Origin of the sequence: Williamsia sp. MIQD14 (genome assembly GCF_051025635.1) — a bacterium.
Taxonomy (GTDB): Bacteria; Actinomycetota; Actinomycetes; order Mycobacteriales; family Mycobacteriaceae; genus Williamsia_A.
Genome location: NZ_JBPFDG010000002.1, coordinates 351005 through 364834 on the forward strand (window position 1 = coordinate 351005; position 13830 = coordinate 364834).

Sequence of the window (13830 nt, forward strand, 5' to 3'; positions counted from 1 at the left end):
TCAGTTCGGCAGGCGGCCGCGCACGGTGTCGGTGGTGGCGAAGTCGCCACCGACGAAGTTGCGGTCGAGGCTGGTCTGCACGTCGAAGTAGCGCAGCGGCAGGTTCTTCAACCGGTTGTCGGTGACGCGGAACTCCACACGGTTGCCGACGATCCGGGTGGGCACCTGGATGATCTCGTCCTGATCGGTGCCGACCGGGTTGACGATCAGCGGGACGGGGACCGCGGTGCCCGGGCGGACGGGAAAGCCCTTGAGCAGCGGACGACCGATGGCCGAGATCGCCGCGACGGCCTGACCGGTGCCGCCGGTGACGTTGCGGGGTCCGTAGAGCAGCACCGAGTAGTTCGGCCCGTAACCGCGGCCGACGCCGGCCTTCGTGCGCACCACGATCGTCATGTCGAGGCGACCGGTGGCGCGGTCGTAGTCGACGGTCGTCGAGGTGACGTCGACGCTGCCGACGACGGCCTCGATCGGGGACCGCACCGTGACCGAGGCGGCCGACGCGGGACCGGCTGCGGTCAGCGCCCCGGTGGCCGCGGCCACCCCGGCGAGGGCGACGGCGGACAGACGGGCGACGGAACGACGAGCAGTGCGATGCATGGACGACCCCTGAGGCGGTTCTACGAACGGACGTGTTGTGAGGAGTATTGCAGTTCGCACGCCCCGGTCGAACGACATCACGAGGACACGTCCAGCAGTCCCTCCGTCAGAGTTCCGCGCGCGGGGACGCCCACGACGCCGGCGCCGATCGACGCACCGCGTCCGGTGACCGGTCCGCGCAGGATGATGCTGGGCGCGGTGAGAAGAACTACCGCTCGCTCCGGCCGATCAGACGGGGTGCGACGCCAGCCACTGCTTGGCGATGTCGGCCGGCTTGGTGCCGTCGGCGGCCTGGCCGTTGAGGGCGATCAGGTCAGCCGTGGTCAGCTTCGCCGACACCGCGTTCAGGGTGGTGGTGACGGTGTCGGTCTGCTTGGACTTCTTGATGATCGGCAGCACGTTCTGCGCCGAGAACAGGGACTTGTCGTCGGTGAGGGCCACCAGCTTGTTCTTGGCGATACCCGGATCGGTGGTGAAGAGATTCGCCGCCTGGACCTGTCCGCTGGTGAGCGCGTTCATCGTGAGCGTGCCGCCGGCGTCGAGCGGCACGAAGCTCTTGAAGGTGACGCCGTAGACGTCCTTCAGCCCGACCACACCCTGCACACGGGTCTTGAACTCCGGGGCCGCGCCCAGCGCGAGGTCGCCTCCGACCGGGGCGAGATCGGACACCTTCGCCAGCTTGTACTTCGACGCCGTGTCCTGGGTGACACAGATCGCGTCCTTGTCCTCGGCGGGCGAGGGAGTGAGACCGACGATGCCCTCGGGCAGCTTCTGGGTGAGCTCGGCGTCCACCGCCTGCGGGGTCGACGCCGTCGACTTCTCGTCCAGGTACTTCAGGAGGGCGCCGGTGTACTCGGGCACCAGGTCGATAGAGGCGTCCTTCAACGCCGTGAAGTAGACCTCGCGGCTGCCGATGTTGAACTGGGTCTTCACCGCGACGCCCTTCGACTGCAGGGCCTGGGCGTAGATCTCACCGACGAGCTGACTCTCGGTGAAGTCCGCCGAGCCGATGATGATCTGCGAACCCGACGAGCCCGACTGGTCGGTGCTGCTGTTGAGGGGGTCGCCACCGCACGCGGAGATGGTCAGGACACTCGCGGCGGCAACGGCCGCCGCGAGCAGGGTGGTCTTCTTCATGGGGTTCTCCTCGATGTGGTGACGCTGGTGGATGACTGTGGGGCGGGCGCGACGGAGGGGGCTCAGGTGCCCGGTGCCGCCACCGGGATCGCCGGCGAGGAGCGCGAGCGGGTCGCCGAAGCCTCGGAGCGTCGGAGGCCGGGCGAGATGGTGAGACGACCGAGGAGGGCGAACACCACCTCGAACGCTATCGCGAGAACCGCGACGAGCAGGGCTCCCGCGGTCATCTTCGTGAAATCGGCCTCGGCGCGGCCGTCGAGGATGAACCGACCGAGACCCTGCAGTCCGACGTAGGCCGCGACGGTGGCCGTCGAGACGATCTGCAGTGTCGCGCTGCGGATCCCGGACAGCATCAACGGCAGCGCGCACGGCAATTGCACGCGCATCAGGATCTGGGCGCGGGTGTAGCCCATCGCCCGGGCGGCACCCACCGCCCCCGAGTCGGCGTTCTGGATGCCCGCGTACGTGCCGGCGAGGATCGGTGGCACACCGAGCAGTACGAGCACCGCGGTCGTCGGGATCAGGTAGACGGCCTGCCCGCTGACGCTCGAGGAGATGAGCAGGAACAGCAACACGAGCGCGCCGAGGGTCGGCAGCGCGCGCAGGGCGTTGGCCGAGCCGACCACCAGTCCCCCGCCGCGGCCGGTGTAACCGACGAACATCCCCAGCGGCACGGCGATCAGCAGCGAGATGCCCAGCGCGAGCAGCGTGTAGACGAGGTGGTGTCCGATCTGGGCGGGCACACCGTCGGGTCCGGTCCAGTGGGAGCTGTCGGCAAACCAGCCCGGCACGTTCACGAGGTCACGACCCGTTCACGCCAGGGGGTGGCGAGGCGGTTCGCGACCTGGATCGCGACATCGAAGATCACCGCGAGCACCACGCACATCACCACACCCGACACCAGCGGGCCGTAGAGCTGCAGCTGCAGCCCCTGGGTGAACAACGACCCGAGTTGGGAGATGCCGAGCAGCGCGGCGAGGGTCACGATCGACACGTTCGAGACGACCGCGACGCGCAATCCGGCGCTGATGACCGGCACCGCCACCGGCAACTCCACCAGGAACAGGATCTGCCATGTCCGGTATCCCATGGCGCGCGCGGCGAGAACGGTCTCCACGGGCACCGACGCCAATCCGTCGGCGACGACGCGCACCAGCAACGCCACGGTGTAGATCGTCAGTGCCAGAACGATGTTGATGGGATCGAGGATCTTCGTGCCGATGACCGGCGGCAGGAAGATGAACAACGCGAGCGACGGGATGGTGTAGAACAGGCCCGCGACACCGACGATGGGGGTGTAGCTGCGACGCGAGCGATAGGCCCACCAGCCCAACGGCAGCGCGATGACGAGACCGATCACGGTGGGGACCAACGTCAGCCAGATGTGGCTGACCGTCAACGACCACACCAGCCCGTAGTTGTCGCCGACCCAGTCGAGGATCTTGCTCACGCCGCACCCTCGCTCGCACGGGCCCGGCGGATCGCCGCCAACACCTCGGTGTCGGTCACCGCGCCGACCAGGACCCCGTCGTCGTCGACGATCACGCACCGGCCCGCGGGACTCGACAGCGCCGAGTTGAGCAGTTCGCGCAGCGGACTGTCGGCGCGCGCGACCGTGCCTGCCAGGTTGATGTCGTGCGCCTCGACGGCGCGGGTCCCGACCGCGGGCGCCTCGACCCACCCGATCGGGCGGTTGTCGCTGTCGACGGCCAGCACCCAGCGGCCCTCGACACCCCCGATCGGTTGGTCGACGGTGACCGTCGGCTCGGTGCGCGGGACGAGCTCGTCGTCGCCGAACCGGAAGCCCAGTGAGCGGTAACCCCGTGTGCTGCCGACGAAGTCGGCGACGAACTCGTCGGCCGGGGCCTCGAGCAGCTCGGCGGGCGTCGCGACCTGGGCGAGTCGCCCGCCCTGTCGCAGCACCGCGACGTGATCGCCGAGTTTGAGGGCCTCGTCGATGTCGTGGGTGACGAGGATGATCGTCTTGGAGATGTCGGCCTGCAGGCGCAGGAACTCGTCCTGCAGCTGTGCGCGCACGATCGGGTCGACGGCGCTGAACGGCTCGTCCATCAGCAGGAAAGGCGGGTCGGTCGCGAGTGCGCGGGCCACGCCGACGCGCTGCTGCTGTCCACCGGAGAGCTGCCACGGGTAGCGCTTGGCGAACGTCGCGTCGAGGCCGACGCGTTCGAGCAGTTCCATCGCCGCGGCGCGGGTCTGCTTCTTGCCGCCGCCCAGCAGTCGCGGGAGGGCGGCGACGTTGTCGACCACCGTGCGGTGCGGGAACAGCCCGGCGTTCTGGATGACGTAGCCGATCCGGCGACGCAGCGTGACGGCGTCGATGGACGCCGTGTCGGTGCCGTCGAGGGTGATGCGGCCCTCCGTCGGATCGATCAGCCGGTTGACCATCCGCATCGTCGTGGTCTTGCCGCATCCCGACGGCCCCACGAGCACCGTGATCTCACCGTTGGGGGCCGTCAGATCGAGGCCGTCGACCGCGACCGTCCCGTCCGGATACGTCTTCGAGACCCGCTCGAACTCGATCATGGTCGTCCCTCACAGCTCTCAGTGCCCGGCTGATCACCGAACGCGCCTCAGGCGACCGTATAACGTCAGCCCTTCGGTTCGTGCACGAGCGAGGTGTCGACCGGCAGATCGTCCGACGGCAACACGTCGTTGGTGTCGTCGGTGGCGGCGATCGTGTTGGCGTGGACGCGCAGCTTGTCCTCGAGTCCGTCGCTGCGGTACTTCTCGGCGAGGATCAGCGGATCGCGCCGCAGATCCTTGTACAGCGACACACACATCACGATCATCACGATCACGAACGGCAGGGCGGCGATGATGGCCATCGTCTTGATTCCCTGCAGCGCGTCGTCGCCGCTCACCCAGAGCAGCAGCGCCGCAACGGCGCCGGTGAGCACACCCCAGAAGATGGTCACCCCCTTGGAGGGTTCGGCGCGTCCGCGTTCGGACAGCGTCGCCATCACCAGCGAGGCCGAGTCGGCGCCCGAGACGAAGAAGATCGCGACGAGGACCATCACGAGGACCGAGGCGATACCCGCCCACGGCAGGTTGCCGAGCATGTCGAACAGCTGCGACTCCTCGTTCGGGCTGTCCGCCAGCCCCTTTCCGTTCATCTGCTGACTGATCGCGGTGCCACCGAAGATGGCGAACCACACCAGCGACACCGTCGACGGCACGACCATCACACCGACCACGAACTGACGGATGGTGCGACCGCGGCTGATCTTGGCCAGGAACATGCCGACGAACGGCGTCCAGGAGACCCACCAGGCCCAGTAGAAGATGGTCCAGTCCGACAGCCACTGCTGGCCGGTCGCGTCGGTGTTCGCGCTGGTCCGCGCGGCGTCAGCGGTGATCTCGCGGGCGTAGCTGCCCAGCGAGGTGGGGATGACGTTGAGGATGAACACGGTGGGGCCGACGACGAAGATGAACAGCGCCAACACGATCGCGAGCACCATGTTGATGTTCGACAGCCACTGGATGCCCTTGGCTACGCCGGACACCGCGGAGGCCACAAACGCCGCGGTCAGCACCGCGATGATGCCGACCAGCAACAGCTTTCCGCTCTCGCCCGCCCAGTTGAGCTCCTCGAAGCCCGAACCGATCTGCGCGGCACCCAGACCCAGCGAGGCGACGGTGCCGAACAGGGTCGCGAAGATCGCGAGGATGTCGATGACCTTGCCGCCCCACCCGTTCGCGCGATGGCCGAGCAGCGGCGCGAACACCGCGCTCATGAGCTGACCGCGACCACATCGATAGGTGCTGTAGGCGATCGCGAGGCCGACGACGGCGTACATCGCCCAGGGGTGGAAACCCCAGTGGAACATGGTGGTCGCCATGGCGACACCCACGTTCTGGCCCTCGGTCCCGGGGGGCGCGGTGCTGAAGTGGGTGAGCGGCTCGTAGGCGCCGTAGAACATCAGCCCGATGCCCATGCCGGCGCTGAACATCATGGCGATCCAGCTGACGGTGCGGAACTCGGGTTTCTCACCATCGCGACCGAGCGGGATCTTGCCGTACTTGCTGACCGCCAGGAAGATCGCGAACAGCACGAAACCGGTCGCGGAGAGGATGAACATCCAGCCGAGGTTGTCGGTGATCCAGTCGAGGATGGTGCGGGTGACGTCCTTGAGGCTCGTCTTGTCGACGATGCCCCACTCCAGGAACGCCACGACCAGCGCTGCGGTCACGCCGAAGACCACGACATCGACCCTCATCCGCCCGCCGTCACCCGCGTGTGGATCGGGCGTCGATTCGGGGTGGGTCGCCGTCGATGTGACGTCACCGTGGGCGTCGGGAGAGTGCATACCGGTCGAAACAGCCATGTCTCACTGTTGCAGCACGACGGCTGATCAAACAAACGAACTGCAGAAATGGACACCCACCCGTAACACCGGGGTCGGCCCGGTCACCATCGGGTACGTGAGATCGACCGGCTCAGTCGGTGGTCAGCGCTGTGCGCAGCATCGATGCGATCGTGGTGTCGTCGACACCGAGCGCGCGCAGTTCCGCGACGTGGGTGACGGTGAGACGTTGGGCACGCTGCGTCGCGGAGTCCGATCGGGCTCGGATGAAGGATCCCTTACGGCCGCGCGTCTCGATGACCCCGGCCGTCTCGAGCTCGCGGTAGGCCCTCGCGACGGTGTTGGGCGCGATCGACAACTGTTCGGCCAGGGCGCGCACCGTCGGCAGGCGGGTGCCGACCAGCAGATCGCCGGAACCGATCATCTCGATGATCCGCATCCGCACCTGTTCGAACGGTGGGACCGCGGATTCCGGGTCGATGGTGATCCTCATCGGACCGTTTCCCTCCCGGTCACAACGGATCCCGGGCGACCGGACACGACATGCAGCGCGGACCGCCACGCCCCGAACCGAGCTCGCTGCCGCTGATGGTGAGCACCTCGATGCCGGAATCGCGCAGGCGCCTGTTGGTCTCGACGTTGCGGTCGTAGGCGACGACGACACCCGGCGCGAGTGCGAGGGTGTTGTTGCCGTCGTCCCACTGCTCGCGTTCGGCGGTGACCGCGTCGAGTCCGGTGTCGATCACGCGCAGCTTCTCGATACCCATCGCCTCGGCCGCGGCGGTGACGAACGGCGCGGGTCCGGTGACGCTGGGGTGCTCACCGCGGCCGCCGGTACGCCGGATGGTGAACGCCGACAACGTGTCCTGGATCGCCGGGTACATCACCACCGCATCGACGTCGACCATGGTGCAGACGGTGTCGAGGTGCATCGACGCGCGGCGCTGCTCGATCGGCACCGCGAGCACCGTGTGCGCGAGCTCGTCGTCGAAGAGGCTGCGCGCCAACGCCTCCGCACCGGCGGGCGTGGTGCGCTCCCCCACGCCCACGGCCACCACCCCGGGAGCGAGCAGCAGCACGTCGCCACCCTCGACCGGCGCGCTGTGTGATTCGTACGCGCGACGGGCTCCTCGGAAGCGGGGGTGGTGGGCGTAGATGAGATCGGTCAGCGAGGTCTCGCGGCTGCGGGCGGGCAACGCGAGGCTGGTGATGGCGAACCGCGCGCCGATCCAGAACGAACTGTCGCGGGTGAACAGCAGATTGGGCAGCGGGTCGATCGCGAATTCGACGCCGTGGTGCATCCGGCGCACCAACGACGACCGGGCCGCGGCGGGACTCTCGGGCAGTTCGTCGAACGTCATGCCGGCGGTCAGCACCGACGCCAGCTCGCCCGGCGCCAGCGTTCGCAGGTGCCCGGTGAGTTCCTGGGCCAGATGGTGTCCGAGTCTGCGCGCGCTGACCGCGGCGGCGATCCCCTGCATCCGGGCGGCGCCGCTGCGCTCGATCGTCTCCACCAGCAAGTCTCCGAGCAGCAACACCTCGACGCCGCGCTCCCGGAGCACCTCGGCGAAACCGTCGTGCTCCTCCTGTGCCCGGTCGACCCACGGCAACCCGTCGAACAGCAGTTGGTCGCTGTTGCGCGGGGTGAGGCGGCGCAGTTCGTCACCGGGGCGGTGCAGCATCACCGTCCGGAGCCTGCCCACCTCCGAATCGGACCCCAGCGCATTGTCCATGGCATCACGGTAGTGCTCGTTCAGGGCGAGTGCGCCTCGGACGCGGTGACACCCACGCGGACGGGCGCGGTCTCGCGCGCGAACGACCACAGCGCCAGGGCCACCAACGGCACCGCGCCGGTGAGCGCGAACGCGGGCCCGTAGCCGCCGGCGTGGTCGACCATCAGCCCGGCCAGGATCGGTCCGCTGACGGCGCCGACGTCGCTGATCATCTGGAAGGCGGCGAGCGCGGTGCCACCCTGCCCGCGCGCGGCGAGCAGGTCGGCCAGCGCGGCCTGGTGCGTGGGGGCGAACAGGCCCGAGCCGGTGCCCGCGACGAAACTCAGCACACCCGCGACCCACAGCGATCCGCTGAACCCGAGGACGAGGGTCGCCCCCGACATCAGCGCGAGGCCCGGCAGCATGATCGGTTTACGGCCGTAGCGGTCGGAGAGCCGGCCGGCGAGCAGGATCGACGCGACGTTGCCCGCGGCGTAGATCGCGAGCACCACCCCCGACCACGCGCTCGACTCGTCGAGTCCGTAGACGATGTAGAGCGGCACCAGCGCGACCCGCACGCCCTGACTGGCGAACCCCTGGGTGAAGCTGGAGGCGAGGATGGCGCGATAGGTCCTGTCGCGCAGGGCCTCCCGCACACTCATCGGATCGATGACGGGGCCGGTGCCCGCGACCGGTCGGCCCCCCACGTCGCGCAGGGCGGTGGCCACGACCGCCGAGGCGATCAGCAGTGCGATCGCGTACACCACGAACGGCAGCCGCAACCCGTAGCTCACCAGCCCGGCGCCGATCAGTGGGCCGGTGATGTTGCCGAGCAGGAAACCGCCGCTGAAGAACCCGGAGACGCGTCCGCGGATGTCGGGCGGTGAGAGACGGATGAGCAGGGCGAGTGCCGAGACGCTGAACATCGTCGACCCGATACCGCCGAGGCCGCGGAACACCAGCAGCTGCCAGTAGGTCTGGGCGAAGGCGCACGCGAGGGTCGACGCCGCGACGATGAGCAGGCCCGTGAGGTAGATGCGGCGCTCCCCCAGCCACGACACCAACTTGCCGCTGGCCGGGGCGAACAGGAGTCGCATCATCGCGAACGCCGAGACGATCACCGTCGCCGCGGCCACCGAGACGTCGAAGCTGCGCGCGAAGGTCGGCAGTGCGGGCGCGATGAGTCCGTAGCCGAGGGCGATGACCACGTTCGCCGCGAGGAGGACCCAGATGCCACGGGGGATCTGCTTCACCGACGCCCCGCGTCCGACACCGTGATCATGACCCCATCGTCCACCGCCGCACGTCGTCGCGACAAACCGCCGCGATCAGCGCGCCCCCACCGCCGGACGGTCGAGCGCCAGGACGTGGTGGCGGCGGTCGTCGATCGGGTTGTCCGGGGTCATCTCCCCGCTCGCGACGATGCGGAACCCGGCCTTGTCGAGTGCCCGCCAGGAGCGCCGGTTCGCGGCGACCACCGGCACGAGGATCCGGTCGGCATCGGGATTCCGCGCGAAGGTGTCGGCGCACGCCGCGGCGATGACCGCGGGACCTATCCCCCGGCCGAGCAGACCGGGGACCCCGATCAGGTAGTCGATCGTGAACGTCGTGGGGCCGACCGGTCCGATGACGGGTTCGAGTTCGTCGACATAGTCGGGGAAGTCGGCGATCCGACAGCGCTGGAGGAGTCCGATCGGTTCGCCGTCGCCCTCGACGACGAGATCCTCGGCCGGGGTCTCGCCGTCGATCACCGGCCCGAACTGCTTCTCGAGTGACGCGGGATCGTGGTCCTGGTTCCACCACCGCGCGACGTCGGGTGTGGCGAGCCACCGCGCGACGAGCGGGAAGTCCGCCCGGGTGACCGGGCGGAAGGTGAACGACGACCGCGACGACACCTCCACCGGAGTCACCAGCGGCGGGTCTGCAGGTCGTCGAGGGCGCGTTCGGTCAGGGTGCGACCGAGATCGATCATCTCGCCCGCCCGGTGGAAGTCGAGGCTGCGGATGGCGGTGCGCGGCACCTCGATGAGCAGGTCGGGCGGGAACGCGGCGAGCTGATAACGCGCGAGCGCCTCCTGCATGATGTCGAGCGATCGGTCCATCACCGTGAAGCGGCTGAGCTTGCGGACGGCGGAATCGTCGGTGGGGCTGGTGATCACGCGCGACTCGGTCTCGGGGTGGCGACGGGCCGACGAGTCGGCCTCGGCGTCGACGGTGTCGGCGTCGTTGGCGCCGGGGTCACCGGCGAACCGGTCGACGATGGAACGCACGAAATCGCGATCGAGGATCGGTGAGGCGGCCTGCCGGATCGCCTCGATCGCGCCCGGCACCACCTGTGTCGGGGTCTCGCCGACCTCGGAGTCGATGCCGCCGGTGTCGGCACCGAGATCGACGCCGATGATCAGATCCGCACCGGCCGCGGCGAGCGGCGCGATCGGCACCGGGTCGAGGATGCCGCCGTCGACGAGGACGCGACCGTTGTGGACATACGGCGTGATGACGCCCGGGATCGCGATCGAGGCACGGATCGCGGTGTCGACCGGGCCCTTCTGGAACCATTTCGGTCGCCCGGAGGTGAGATCGGTGGCGACCGCGGTGAACGGGATCGGCAGGTCCTCGATCTGGACCTCGCCGAGGATCTCGCGGACCTTGTCGAGGATCTTCGCCGCGTGGATGACGCCCGGCGCCGAGAGGGACACGTCCATCAACCGCATCACGTCGAGCTGGTTGAGGCCCTGCACCCACGATGTGTACTGGTCGAGGCGGCCCGCCGCGTGCAGTCCGGCGATGAGCGCCCCCATCGACGAGCCGGCGATCGCCACGATCTCGTAGTCGTGTTCGGCGAGGACCTGCAGCACCCCGATGTGGGCATAGCCCCTGGCTCCGCCACTCCCCAATGCAACAGCGACGGTTGTTCTGGTCACGACGCCAGAGTACGAGCCGCACGTCGTCAGGGAACTGCCGGGCACGCCACACCGACCTCCCAGACTCGTCCGCCAACCTGGTCGCATGACGAGCCCTGCCGCCACACCGACCGCGTCGCCCCTCGCGACCGCGGTGTCGACGACCGACACACCCCGACGTGCGGGTTCGAGAGTCGTTCGCTGGGGCGTGCTCGCGGTGATCGCCGTCGCCGCGATGGGCCTGCGGCTCGCGTTCCTCGACCACCGCAGTCTCGACTTCACCGCGTTCCTCGACCGCTGGTACACCCACATCGCCGACAACGGCGGGTTCGCGGCGTTCAAGGAGTCCTTCGCCGATTACAACTACCCGTACCTGTATCTGATCGCGATCCTCACCTACCTGCACATCCCGGCACTGGTCGGCATCAAGGGCATCTCGATCGCGTTCGACTTCGTGCTCGCGTCCTTCGCGTATCGGATCGTGGGGCTGCGACATCCCTCGTTCTGGCCGCGGGCCCTGGTGTTCGCGCTGATCCTCTTTCTGCCGACGGTGGTCGCCAACAGCTCGTACTGGGGGCAGGCCGACGGCATCTACTCCGCGTTCGCCGTCGGCGGCGTCTACTTCCTCCTGCGTCGTCGGCCGTGGTGGGCGTGCGTGTTCATCGGTCTCGCGCTGTCGTTCAAGCTGCAGGCGATCTTCCTCGTCCCGGTGGTCGCGTTCCTGGTGCTGCGGCGTCACATCCCGTGGCGGTCGCTGCTCGCGATCCCCGCGGTGATGCTTCTGCTCGACATCCCGCCACTGCTGGTGGGCGCCCCGATCGGCGACGTCCTGGGTGTGTACGTGAGCCAGACCGGTTCCTACAAGCAGCTGACACTCGGCGCGCCGAATCTGTACCAGTGGATCTCGTTGAGCGGCAACGTCACCTGGATCGCGTACACGGGTATCGGTGTGGTCTGCGTGCTCACCGTGGCCGCGCTGCTGTACGCCCTGCGCCACAGGCCGGTACTCGACGACACCGCGATCCTCCTGGCTGTCGCGACGAGCGCGGTGGTGGTGCCGTTCTTCCTGCCCGCCATGCACGAACGGTATTTCTTCCTGGCCGAGGTACTGACCGTCGTCGTCGCGTTCTACCTCCCCATGCGGTACTGGATCATCCCCGTCCTCGTCCAGATCGCCTCGTTCGGAGGGTATTTCGACTCCCTGACCGGTGATCAGGCCGGCGGCGGTGCCGGTGGTCGACCCGGTGGCGGGGGCTTCGCCGGCGGCGGTCCGCGTCCCGGCGGTGGCGCGGGCGCAGGCCCGGGCGGTGGAACTGGAGGGGGCCGCCCACCCGGCGACATGAGCGGATCCCGCGGGGGCGGTGACGGTTACACCTCCGGCCAGGGCGACACGTCACTGCAGATCTACGCCGGCGTCATGGCGATGGCCGTACTGACCCTGGCCGCGACCACCGTCGCCCACATCCGTCGACTGGGCCGTCGTTCGCGTCGACTGGGCCGTCGTTCCCGTCGACTGGGCCGTCGTTCGCTTCGGATGGGCAGGGCCGACATCCGTTCGTGAATCCCGGTTGGCCGCGGCGGTGGCGGAGACCTATCGTGGCGGCCATGGACTGGACGTCGTACGGGGCCTTCCTCGCTCTCGTCGCGCTGCTCACGCTGCTGCCCGGACCGGATACCGCCGTCGCCATCAAGAACACGCTGCAGGGTGGCCGGCGACGCGGCGGGTGGTGTCTGGTCGGGATCAGCACGGCGAGCTTCGTGCAGAGCTTCGCCGCCGCGGCGGGACTCGGCGTCCTCATCGTCACCGTCGAACCGCTGTTCCTCACGATCAAGTACGTCGGCGCGGCCTACCTGCTGTTCCTCGCGGTGCAGGCCCTGCGCAGTGCGCGCAGGGGCGTCTACTCCGACGACACCGTCGCCGCGGGCGGATCGTCTCCCGCGATCGCGGGACTGCGGCAGGGGTTCATCTCGAACATCTGCAATCCGAAGGTCATCGCCTTCTACCTCGCCGTCCTCCCCCAGTTCCTCGGAGCCGACCCCACGATCACGGCGATCGGCGTCTATGCGGTGACGTTCCCGCTCATCGGCACCGCCTATCTCGCGGGGATCGTGTACGGCGTCAACCGGGCACGAGAGCTGTTCACCCGCACCCGGATCCGGCGGATCATGGACGGGGTCACCGGGGCGGCGCTCATCGCCTTCGGCGTCCGTCTCGCGACGGAGTAGTCGCGCGGCCTCCTGGCGCGATCGTTTTACCCCAATGCAATGCCGGGGAAACCCGGCGGAGCGCAGAATCACGTGATGAGCGAGAACGAGACCGTTCGGGCCGCCATTGTGCAGACCCGATGGACCGGTGACCGCGACACGATGATCGCGGCGCATGTCGACTACGCCCGCGAGGCGGCGCTGCAGGGAGCGCAGATCATCGGGTTCCAGGAGGTGTTCAACGCCCCGTACTTCTGCCAGGTGCAGGAACAGAAGTACTACTCGTTCGCCGAGGAGATCCCCGGTCCGACCACCGACACCTTCCGCGCACTGGCGCGCGAGCTGTCGATGGTGATGGTGGTGCCGATCTACGAGCGCGAGCAGGGCGGCTTCCTCTACAACACCGCGGTGGTCATCGACGCCGACGGGACCCTGCTCGGGAAGTACCGCAAGCACCACATCCCGCAGCTGCCCGGGTTCTGGGAGAAGTTCTACTTCCGCCCCGGCAATCTCGGCTGGCCCGTCTTCGACACCGCCGTCGGCAAGGTGGGTGTCTACATCTGTTACGACAGGCACTTCCCCGAGGGGTGGCGCGCCCTGGGGCTGGCCGGCGCACAGATCGTCTACAACCCCTCGGCGACGAGCCGCGGCCTCTCCAGTTATCTCTGGAAGCTCGAGCAGCCCGCGTCGGCGGTGGCCAACGAGTACTTCGTGGCAGCGATCAACCGGGTCGGAATCGAGGACGAGTACGGCGACAACGACTTCTACGGCACCAGCTATTTCGTCGACCCCGAGGGGAAGTTCGTCGGCGAGGTCGGTTCCGACTCCGAGCCCGAGCTCATCGTCCGCGACCTCGATCTCGGCCTCATCGAGACCGTCCGCAACCGGTGGGCGTTCTATCGTGACCGGCGTCCCGACGCCTACGGACCGCTCACCGCACCCTGACGCC

The 13830-nt window shown here is 68.5% G+C and carries 14 protein-coding genes; 3 read left to right on the forward strand and 11 right to left on the reverse strand.

Features of this window, described 5'->3' with window-relative positions:
- The 11 genes from ACQ7HM_RS09175 to ACQ7HM_RS09225 all read right to left on the reverse strand — a co-directional run bounded on the left by ACQ7HM_RS09175 (nucleotide 1) and on the right by ACQ7HM_RS09225 (nucleotide 10697).
- Complete coding sequence (locus ACQ7HM_RS09175) at nucleotides 1–600, reverse strand: hypothetical protein (RefSeq protein WP_434215955.1); 600 nt, start codon at nucleotides 598–600, stop codon at nucleotides 1–3.
- 228 nt (nucleotides 601–828) lie between these two features.
- A complete protein-coding gene (locus ACQ7HM_RS09180; RefSeq protein ID WP_434215956.1) occupies nucleotides 829–1737 on the reverse strand; it encodes an ABC transporter substrate-binding protein in 909 nt (302 codons plus the stop codon).
- A 62-nt stretch (nucleotides 1738–1799) separates the two neighbouring features.
- On the reverse strand, nucleotides 1800–2528 hold the full coding sequence (locus tag ACQ7HM_RS09185; RefSeq protein ID WP_434216394.1) for an ABC transporter permease: 729 nt from the start codon (nucleotides 2526–2528) through the stop codon (nucleotides 1800–1802).
- Between the two features lie 2 nt (nucleotides 2529–2530).
- On the reverse strand, nucleotides 2531–3178 hold the full coding sequence (locus ACQ7HM_RS09190) for an ABC transporter permease (RefSeq protein ID WP_434216395.1): 648 nt from the start codon (nucleotides 3176–3178) through the stop codon (nucleotides 2531–2533).
- Between the two features lie 5 nt (nucleotides 3179–3183).
- Nucleotides 3184–4281 carry an ATP-binding cassette domain-containing protein gene (locus tag ACQ7HM_RS09195; protein WP_434215957.1) on the reverse strand — a complete coding sequence of 366 codons (1098 nt, stop codon included), beginning with the start codon at nucleotides 4279–4281 and terminating at the stop codon, nucleotides 3184–3186.
- A gap of 65 nt (nucleotides 4282–4346) precedes the next feature.
- Entirely contained in the window at nucleotides 4347–5975 is a 1629-nt protein-coding gene (locus ACQ7HM_RS09200; RefSeq protein ID WP_434215958.1) for a BCCT family transporter, read from the reverse strand.
- 220 nt (nucleotides 5976–6195) lie between these two features.
- On the reverse strand, nucleotides 6196–6555 hold the full coding sequence (locus ACQ7HM_RS09205) for a GntR family transcriptional regulator (protein WP_434215959.1): 360 nt from the start codon (nucleotides 6553–6555) through the stop codon (nucleotides 6196–6198).
- 19 nt (nucleotides 6556–6574) lie between these two features.
- Entirely contained in the window at nucleotides 6575–7795 is a 1221-nt protein-coding gene (arcA, locus tag ACQ7HM_RS09210; protein WP_434215960.1) for an arginine deiminase, read from the reverse strand.
- 20 nt (nucleotides 7796–7815) lie between these two features.
- Nucleotides 7816–9027 (reverse strand): MFS transporter, encoded by a 1212-nt coding sequence (locus tag ACQ7HM_RS09215; RefSeq protein WP_434215961.1) that lies wholly within the window; start codon nucleotides 9025–9027, stop codon nucleotides 7816–7818.
- A 75-nt stretch (nucleotides 9028–9102) separates the two neighbouring features.
- Nucleotides 9103–9684, reverse strand: a complete 582-nt coding sequence (locus tag ACQ7HM_RS09220) for a GNAT family N-acetyltransferase (protein WP_434215962.1) — start codon at nucleotides 9682–9684, stop codon at nucleotides 9103–9105.
- Nucleotides 9681–10697: a patatin-like phospholipase family protein gene (locus ACQ7HM_RS09225; RefSeq protein WP_434215963.1), complete on the reverse strand. Its 1017-nt coding sequence runs from the start codon at nucleotides 10695–10697 to the stop codon at nucleotides 9681–9683. Before ACQ7HM_RS09225 ends, ACQ7HM_RS09220 begins: the two co-directional genes overlap by 4 nt.
- Before the next feature lie 85 nt (nucleotides 10698–10782).
- Between ACQ7HM_RS09225 and ACQ7HM_RS09230 the strand changes: the two genes are divergently transcribed.
- From ACQ7HM_RS09230 to ACQ7HM_RS09240, 3 genes are all read left to right on the forward strand, one after another.
- Complete coding sequence (locus tag ACQ7HM_RS09230; protein WP_434215964.1) at nucleotides 10783–12237, forward strand: glycosyltransferase 87 family protein; 1455 nt, start codon at nucleotides 10783–10785, stop codon at nucleotides 12235–12237.
- 44 nt (nucleotides 12238–12281) lie between these two features.
- Complete coding sequence (locus ACQ7HM_RS09235) at nucleotides 12282–12902, forward strand: LysE family translocator (protein ID WP_434215965.1); 621 nt, start codon at nucleotides 12282–12284, stop codon at nucleotides 12900–12902.
- A gap of 75 nt (nucleotides 12903–12977) precedes the next feature.
- The gene (locus ACQ7HM_RS09240; protein ID WP_434215966.1) at nucleotides 12978–13826 is read left to right on the forward strand and encodes a nitrilase-related carbon-nitrogen hydrolase; all 849 of its coding nucleotides are present in this window, start codon (nucleotides 12978–12980) and stop codon (nucleotides 13824–13826) included.
- The last annotated feature ends 4 nt before the right edge of the window (nucleotides 13827–13830 follow it).